Consider the following 8,460-nt stretch of genomic DNA (forward strand, 5'->3'; position numbering starts at 1 on the left):
ACGCCGCGCCCGTGGCGCGGCCGGGAGCCCGCCCCCCGCACCCCCTGCTTCAAGGAGGGTTTTCCACCCTCCTTGAAAATCCACCCGAGGATATTTGCAGCACGAAGATGGAGATCAAGCGGGCGCCAACCTGTAATCTTCGTTCTGCAAATATCCTCGGGGGTCCGGGGGCAGAAGGCCCCCGGGGCTCACCACCCGCGCTGCCCTCTCCGCGGCGGGAGGCGCGCGGGGTGGGCGGGTGGGAGCGTGCCTCCCGCCGCTTCGTGCTGAAAGGGAAAGGGCCGCCTTTGAGGGGCGGCCCTTGGCAATCGCCGGGTATTCGCTGGGATCAGGCGGCGAAGAGGGTCTTCGCTTCGGCGCCCGACAGGACCGGGCGGGCGGCGGCGAAATCGGCGCGGCCCTCTTCGGTGGCGAGCGCCGGGAACAGCGCCAGCAGCTCGGCCCGGGTGCCTTCCTCCAGCGCGTCGACCACGGCTTCGGCCGGCTGGAAGCTCTCGGTCCAGGAGCCTTCGGCGCGGATGATCTCGTGGCGTTCGCACATCACGTGGATGTAGCTGACGGCCTCCAGCCCGGCGCGGCTCACGCCCGGCAGGCCCAGCAGATCCTGCGCCGCGACCAGCACCTCGCGCTCGCCGAACATCAGTTCCGCCCGGGCGCCGGTCACCAGCATTCGGTGGCGAGGCGAGACGGTCAGGTCACGCTCCGGCAGGCCGCGGCCGAGGGAGCCTGCGGCGATCCGCACCGGCCCGACCTCGGGGCTGCCGGCGAGATCGGCCATCGACAGGTCGCGGCGCCCGGTCCAAGTCAGCGGCTGATAGCCGTGGTCGCGGGTCAGCACCTTGTCGCCGGCCACCAATTCCTCGACCGCGACGCGGCCGCGCAGCGTGTCGATCAGCGTGCCGGGGGTGAAGCAGATGATCTCCTCGAAGCTCTTGAACTGCAGTTTCGAGCCGTCGTCGAAGATCACATAGCCGGAATAGGAATGGGTCCCGTCGCCGTTGTCGATATCGTCGGTGATGGTCACCTGCGGCGGCGTCTCGCCCGGCAGGGGATCGGGCAGCACCAGCTGGTCGAAGCCCGAGCCGCCATGCACGAATCCGTTGGTGAAGGCCTGAACCTCGGCCCGGTCGTCGCCCGAGCCCAGCTGGATGCGCTCGATCTCGGTGAAGCTGGCGGTATTGCCGCCCGAGGCCATCGTGCCCTCTTCGTCACCGGTATAGGTGACGGTGGTGCTTTCGGTCATCAGCGTGGCTTCGATCTTGTCGCCATCGGTCTCGCCCGTCTCGCCGCCGACAATCACATGATTGCCGAAGCCGTCGAAGACGCGGAAGGAATCGTCGCCCGAGCCGCCATAGGCGGTGTCGTCGCCATTGCCCATGACCAGCGTGTCGTTGCCGTAGCCCGGTTCGGTCGCGTCCCCGGGCTCGCGCCCGCCGGTATCGCCGAAGACGCTGTCGCCATACATCACGTTGTTGCCTTCGCCGCCGATGATGAGGTCATTGCCCTCGCCGCCGATCAGCTTGTCGTCACCCTCGTTGCCGAAGAGCGTGTCGTCGCCGGCATCGCCCCAGAGGGAATCGTCGCCCGCGTTCCCCGACAGCAGGTCATTGCCCTCGCGCCCGAAGAGCCAGTCGGCGCCGTCGCCGCCGGAAATCGTGTCGTCGCCCGCGCCGCCATAGACCGTGTCGTCGCCGCCATTGGCCTCGATCGCGTTGCCGCTCTGGTCCATCGTGTCGCCGTCGCCATCGGCATATCCGGTGTCCATCACCTCGCCCGTCTCGGCGCCATCGACCGTGCCGGGGCCGGCCAGCGTCACGGTGTCGTCCTGCGCCAGATCGGCGAAGGCGACATCGGTCATGCCGGGCGTGGTATCGACCGCGGTGATCGAGATCTGGGTGATATGCACCAGATCGCCCGCCGCATCGAGCGGCAGCAGCATCTGGCTGGTCAGCCCGCTGACGGAATCGGTGACCGAGACGACCAGCAGCGTCTGCGGGCTGGTCGCCGGGTTGCCCAGCGCGTCGAGGGTGGTGACATCGGCGGTGACCGTCGAGAGGCCGGTGATCGAGCCGATCCCCCGGTCGCTGTAGAAATTGTCGCCCACCGCGATGCGCGACGGGTCGCCCCAGGCGGTCGCCACCGCGGAATCGGTGATCCCCGTCAACCCGCTGCCCAACGACAGCGTATCGCCCGGGGCGAAGCCCGCCACATCGGTGAGGATCAGGTCGTTGAGCGTATTGGCCATGGGGGCAATCTCCAGCGGGAACGCATACTCGGTAGGCCGCTGGTCTAGGCGGGGAATGTGCGAATTCTCGGCCGGAAACGGGGCAATTGTTGGGCACCGGGAAACAGGGTGTTAACCGATCGTCAGGGGTGTTCCAGCGCCAGCCGCATATGCCGCAGCAGGAAGTCGATGAAGCGCTGCACCTTGGGATCCTGCAGCTTGCGGTGCGGATAGAGGCAGCCCAGGATCGCCGGGGGCGGCGGGGTCAGGGGCAGCACCTCGACCAGCCGGCCCGAGGCCAGATGCGCCGCCACCTCGAACCGCGGCTTCATGACGATGCCGCGGCCATCCAGCGCCCAGCTCAGCAACACATCGCCCTCGTCGGCGTCGAACCGGCCCTTCACCTCCAGCTTCACCAGCCCCTCTGGCGTCTCCAGCTGCCAGTAATATTCGGGCGAGCGGGGATAGCGCAGCAGCAGGCAATTATGCGCCAGCAGGTCGTCCGGCGCCTCGGGAATGCCCTCGCGCGCCAGATACTCGGGCGCGGCGCACAAGAGTCGCGGGCAATCGGCCACCTTGCGCAGCTTCAGCGCGGAATCGGGCGGCGTGCCCAGAAAGAAGGCCACGTCCAGCTCTTCCTCGAACAGATCGACCCGCCGGTCCGACAGCCTGAGCCGCACATCCACCTCGGGGAACAGATCGCAGAACCGCGGCACCAGCGGCGCCACCAGCCGCCGCCCGACCCCCAGCGGCGCCGTCACCCGCACCGTGCCGCGCGGCCGCCCCTCGAACCCGGCGAGCGAGGCTTCGGCCTCTTCCAGCGAGGCGACGACGCCCCGCACATGTTCATAGAAGAGCCGTCCCGCCTCGGTCGGCACCAGCTTGCGCGTCGTGCGGTTCAAAAGCCGCGTGCCCAGCCGCGCCTCCAGCTCCTTGATCCGCTTCGAGGCCACGGCGGGCGTCAGCCGCAGGTCGCGCCCGCCCGAGGTGATCGAGCCCAGCTCGACCACCCGCACAAAGACCTTGAGGCTTTCCAGATAGGGCAATTGCTGGCGTTCCTCCCGCGCTATCCGCCCATTCCGTTGACAATAGCAGGTGTTTCCCCGGCGATTTTCAACGCTCACGCCAAACAGTCAAACGCTTTTGCCGGATTGTCGTGGCAGGATGCGGCCCTATCCTGCGGCGCCGGTCAAAGGAGCATGGACATGGATGAACGCATCTTGCGCGGGCGCGTGCTGCGCTTCCTGCGGCGGCCCGAAGGGGTCGGCGATACCGCCGCCTTCGAGGTCTTCGAGGATGGCGCGGTGCATGTCCGGGGCGGGCTGATCGCCTGGGTCGGGGATTTCGCGCAGGCCCCGGCGGGGATCGCCGTGACCGATCACCGCCCGCATCTGATCACCGCAGGCTTCATCGACGCGCATATCCATTTCCCGCAGGGCCAGATCACCGCCTCCTGGGGGGCGCAGCTGCTGGACTGGCTGAACACCTATACCTTCCCGGCCGAGACGAAATTCGCCGATCCCGCCCATGCGGCGCGGATGGCGACGGCCTTCTATGACCTGCTGCTCAGGAACGGCACGACCACCGCCTCGGCCTTCTGCTCGGTCCATCCCGCCTCGGTCGAGGCCTATTTCGCCGAGGCTGAAAAGCGTGGCATGCGGATGCTGGGCGGCAAGGTGCTGATGGACCGCAACGCGCCCGAGGGGCTGCTGGACACGCCGCAGACCGCCCATGACGACAGCGCCGCGCTGATCGCCCGCTGGCACGGAAGGGGCCGCGCGCTCTATGCCATCTCGCCCCGTTTCGCCATCACCTCGACGCCCGGGCAGATGGAGGCCGCGCAGGCGCTGATCGCCGCGCATCCCGACTGCCACGTTCAGACCCATCTGAGCGAGAATCTGGAGGAGATCGCCTTCGCCTGTTCGCTATACCCTGAGGCCAAGGGCTATCTCGACATCTACGACCGCTACGGGATGCTGGGGCCGAAGGCGCTGTTGGGTCACGCCATCCACCTGACCGAGGCCGAGCGCGACCGCATCGCCGAGACCGGCTCGCATGCGGTCCATTGCCCGACCTCGAACTTCTTCCTCGGCTCGGGCCTCTTCGACGAGGCCGCGCTGGCCCGGCGCGGTGCTACCTCGGCCATCGCCACCGACATCGGCGCCGGGATGAGCTGGTCGATGCTCAGAACCGGCGGCGCCGCCTATGCCGTGGCCCAGCTGCAAAAACGCAGCCTCGACCCCTTCACCGCCTTCTGGTGGATCACCCGGGGCAATGCCGAAGTCCTGGGCCTCGCCGACCGCATCGGCACCCTGCAGCCGGGCAGCGAGGCCGATCTGGTGGTGCTGAACAGCCGCGCCACCCCCGACCTCGCCCTGCGGATGGAGGCCGCGCAGGACCTCAAGGACGAACTCTTCGCCCTCCTGATCCTCGGCGACGACCGCACCGTTGCGGAAACCTATGTCGCGGGGAAAGCGTCGAAACCGGCCTGACCCGCCGCTCTTCGCGCCCCTCGACCGGGCCCCGTAGGGTGCGTGCTCGCACGCACCGTTACGCCGAGGCCAGATCCGCCCCCGCGCGCAGGTTCCGCAACTTCTTCCACGTCACCTCGGGGTCGATCTTCCCATATCCCGCGAAGGTCCCGAAGCCGCAATCGGTCGAGGCGATCACGCGGTCCTGCCCCACGATATCGATGAACCGCTGCAGGCGCTGGGCGATCAGCTGCGGGTGTTCGACGTAATTCGAGCAGGTATCGATGACGCCCGGCGCCAGCACCTTGTCCTCGGGGATCTTCGCATCCCGCCAGACCGTCCATTCATGCTCGTGGCAGGGGTTGGCGCTTTCGAAGAGGATGGTCGAGGGATTTGCCCCCAGCACCACGTCGATCACCTTCTCCAGCGGGATGTCGTGGTCATGCGGCCCCTCGTAATTGCCCCAGCACAGATGCATCCGCATGCGGTCCTTGGGCAGGCCCTCGGTCGCGGCGTTCAGCGCCTCGACATTGGCCGCCGCCACCTTGACGAACTCGTCCTGGCTCAGGTCCTGATAGCCGGTATGCGCCGACATGGCGAGGTCGGGGCAATCGAACTGGATGTCGAAGCCTGCGTCGAGGATCGCCTCGTACTCGGGGCGCATGGCGGTGGCGAGGTCGGCCAGATAGGCCTCGTGGCTGGGGTAATACTTGTTCACCTGGAAGGCGGTGATCAGCCCCGGCGAGGCCGCGTTCATGAAGGCCCTCCCGGTGTCGCCCCGCGCCGCCAGCGCCTCCTTGAAGCGGCGGATATCGTCGAGCGCGGGTTGCAGGTTGACCAGCTTGACCTCGCCGATGCACGACGCCCGGGTGAATTCCTGACTGCCCATGATCGCGCTCAGCTTCTTGGCCAGCGCGGGATGGGCGGCCATGTCCTTGGCGGGCTTGCGGTCGATATGGCCGCCGAAGCCCGAGAGCCGCTCCTGCATATAGGTCGAATAGCCGACCTTGCCGAGCTCGCCATCCGAGACGATGCTCACCCCCGCCTCGCGCTGGCGCCGGATCGCCTCGGCGATGGCGGCCTCGACGGTGGCCTCGAACTCGGCCGGATCATAGGCCTCGTGCTTGTCCCTGGCGATCAGCAAGGCCGAGAGCCGATCCCCCCGCGGCAGGCTGCCCACATGGGTGGTGGCAATGGTCATGACGGGCTCCCCCTCCGGTGCTCAGGTCGGGCGGTATATGAGCACCTGATATGGGGGAAGGGAAGGGGGGGCGTGTGGGAGCCCGCGTGTTTCCTGGCGCCAAGGTGCCGAAACAAAACCATCCGCCGAGGCGGATGGTTTTGTTGAAAAACAACAGCTTAGACGATAGTTTCCTTCGACATCACCATTGATGCGACCTTTCTGTAGGGGCAAGACACAGTCTCACTTAGTACGTAACATAGGAGAGTTTGATTGTCAGTCAAGAAGTGGAGAGTGTTTTACCGTTTGTGGACGCGTATGAGGCAAATCGTATACCCCTCCCCAGGCAGGATCGGAGAGCTGCAACTCGTGGCGTAATCTGATGGCCTTCTGTCTATCGCGTCGTTGCTCTGACTGGAGAATTTGTTAATCAGGTGGTGCTCCTCGAAGAACGGAACAATGTCGTCCTCCAAACAATTTATCTGCAATCGAAGGGACAAGACGACGTGACGCGATATATAAACAATGAGCGGGTCGGACGAAATATTCCATTGTCGAGTCGTCTTCTTTGTTACGGCGTAAAGGTCCCGCCCTGTCATCCGATAGGAGAATTTGAGAACCCTATCCGAGGCGCTGCCTTCTACCTCAGGCTCCACCGTTCTTCCGTCTACAACCACAGACATTTCCGGAGAATAGCTTCCAGCCGTCGCATTGTCGCCAGCATAGAAGACGTGTTGCCAGTGAACCTCTCCACCTTTACGGAATGGAACAAATTCCTCCCTCGATGCGTCGACGATTTTCACAAGATTCTGTTCGCGGTCATGCCAGCTAACAGTTATGGTGCGATCAATCGACTTCACATGGAATGTAGTGTTGTGGCTCATCCGTATCCGAAGTTGTTCAACGATATCGTCTTGCAACTTCCCGTCATTTCTTTCATCTGCGGCAAAATCTGGCAAGAAAATATGCTTGCTGAGCTTTGCCCAAACCGTATCGAGATCTTTCCTCCTTTTGAGCAATTCGTCGGCAAAGAAAACATCTATAACCACATCTCTAATGGCTTGGAAGGTATGTAGGAATCTAATAAACGCACTGATTATGGCGCCGATCAGTATCATGCGTCCTAAATCGATTGCGCCTCGCGCCCACCAAGGCGCGTTGCTGCCAGTGCTTGAGGATGCATACGAATGCGAATATCCAAGTATATACAAGAACAGCCCAAGCGAGGTGAGAAGCGTGAAACCGGTAACCACCCCAAACTTCGTGTAAAACTCAGCGATGACTTTTTTTGCATCTCGGAATGTTTGCAACACGGGTCCTCGGAAACCTCTACTCTTACAAGGAAAGCATCTTAGCCCGCGCATGCACACCTCTGCCCGAACAAAAATAAGGAAAAAGCAAGAAGTAGATCGCTGTCAAGCGATAGATTGACCTCACTTGCGCGCTATACTGTGACATGTAGGAGGTCGGTGCATATGAAACGTCAGTTGCCATAACGTTGCCTTGTGACTTTGTTGCAGTTGCATTGGAAGCCCCCAAACTCCCACCTAGACACCCCCCACCTCCCTCAGGCACCCTCTCTCCACCCCATCGTGGAGACCGCCATGCGCCAGCCCCTCCTCCTCGCCGCCGCCTTCCTCCTCCCGCTCCCCGCCGCCGCCCAGCTCCAGCCCGGGTTCTGGTCCTTCCCCGGCCAGCCGAACCTTCCCGAGGCCGAGCTTGCCGCGCTCTGTGTCACCGGTTTCTCGCTGGTCCTGAGCGACGGCGGCAGCCTGAGTTACCTGCCGGGCGAGGGCGGGGCGCTCAGGCAGGATGCGGCGATGACCTGCGCCCCGGACGGCGCCGATGCCTGGACCTGCGAGGGCTGGGTCGACAATGGCGCGGGGCCCGAGGCCAGCCGCCACACCACCAGCGCCAGCACGGCGGAGGGCGCGCTCCGGCTGGAAACCAGGGTCGAGGGGCAAGGGGATCAGCCCGTCGTCACCTGGCCCCAGCCCTGTCCGCCCGCGGCGATCCGCGCCGCGCTGGCCCTGGGGATCGCGCCCCGGGATTGAGACCCGCGCCCATGGGGCACCCCTTGCCATCCGGCCGCGCCCGGGTCAGCCTGACGCGCCAGCAGGAGAGCCCCATGACCATCCCGACCCGTATCCAGGATTTCGCCGCCGACCTCACCGCCATCCGCCGCGACCTGCACGAACACCCCGAACTCGGCTTTCAGGAAGTCCGCACCGCGGGCATCGTCGCCGCCGAACTGGAACGGCTGGGCATCGAGGTCACGACCGGGATCGGCAAGACCGGCGTGGTGGGGGTCCTGAAGGGCAGCCGCCCCGGCCGCACCATCGGGATCCGGGCCGACATGGATGCGCTGCCGATCCACGAACAGACGAACCTGCCCTATGCCTCGAAGACCCCCGGCGTGATGCACGCCTGCGGCCATGACGCCCATACGACGATGCTGCTCGGCGCCGCCCGCTACCTGGCCGAGACCCGCGATTTCGCCGGCACCGCAGTGTTCATCTTCCAGCCGGCTGAGGAAGGCCTCGGCGGCGCCCGGGCGATGATCGCCGACGGCCTCTTCCAGCGCT

General features: G+C 65.1%; 7 protein-coding genes. 3 read left to right on the forward strand and 4 right to left on the reverse strand.

Going from position 1 to position 8,460, the window contains the following annotated elements; translation table 11 throughout:
* Positions 1-328: 328 nt before the first annotated feature.
* On the reverse strand, positions 329-2,245 hold the full coding sequence (locus tag VDQ18_RS21845; protein WP_323022980.1) for a Hint domain-containing protein: 1,917 nt from the start codon (positions 2,243-2,245) through the stop codon (positions 329-331).
* A gap of 122 nt (positions 2,246-2,367) precedes the next feature.
* The gene (locus tag VDQ18_RS21850; RefSeq protein ID WP_323022981.1) at positions 2,368-3,270 is read right to left on the reverse strand and encodes a LysR family transcriptional regulator; all 903 of its coding nucleotides are present in this window, start codon (positions 3,268-3,270) and stop codon (positions 2,368-2,370) included.
* 153 nt (positions 3,271-3,423) lie between these two features.
* Here VDQ18_RS21850 and guaD point away from each other — a divergent pair, with 153 nt between their 5' ends.
* Positions 3,424-4,716 carry a guanine deaminase gene (guaD, locus tag VDQ18_RS21855; protein WP_323022982.1) on the forward strand — a complete coding sequence of 431 codons (1,293 nt, stop codon included), beginning with the start codon at positions 3,424-3,426 and terminating at the stop codon, positions 4,714-4,716.
* A 58-nt stretch (positions 4,717-4,774) separates the two neighbouring features.
* Here the strand turns inward: guaD and VDQ18_RS21860 are convergent, their stop codons facing one another.
* Complete coding sequence (locus VDQ18_RS21860) at positions 4,775-5,896, reverse strand: cobalamin-independent methionine synthase II family protein (protein ID WP_323022983.1); 1,122 nt, start codon at positions 5,894-5,896, stop codon at positions 4,775-4,777.
* Between the two features lie 278 nt (positions 5,897-6,174).
* Entirely contained in the window at positions 6,175-7,188 is a 1,014-nt protein-coding gene (locus VDQ18_RS21865) for a hypothetical protein (RefSeq protein WP_323022984.1), read from the reverse strand.
* Between the two features lie 291 nt (positions 7,189-7,479).
* Between VDQ18_RS21865 and VDQ18_RS21870 the strand changes: the two genes are divergently transcribed.
* The gene (locus VDQ18_RS21870; RefSeq protein WP_323022985.1) at positions 7,480-7,929 is read left to right on the forward strand and encodes a hypothetical protein; all 450 of its coding nucleotides are present in this window, start codon (positions 7,480-7,482) and stop codon (positions 7,927-7,929) included.
* 74 nt (positions 7,930-8,003) lie between these two features.
* Positions 8,004-8,460: amidohydrolase (locus tag VDQ18_RS21875; RefSeq protein WP_323022986.1), on the forward strand; the 457-nt coding region annotated here is incomplete at its 3' end.

This window comes from Pararhodobacter sp., from assembly GCF_034676075.1.
In the GTDB taxonomy this organism is placed as follows: Bacteria; Pseudomonadota; Alphaproteobacteria; order Rhodobacterales; family Rhodobacteraceae; genus Pararhodobacter.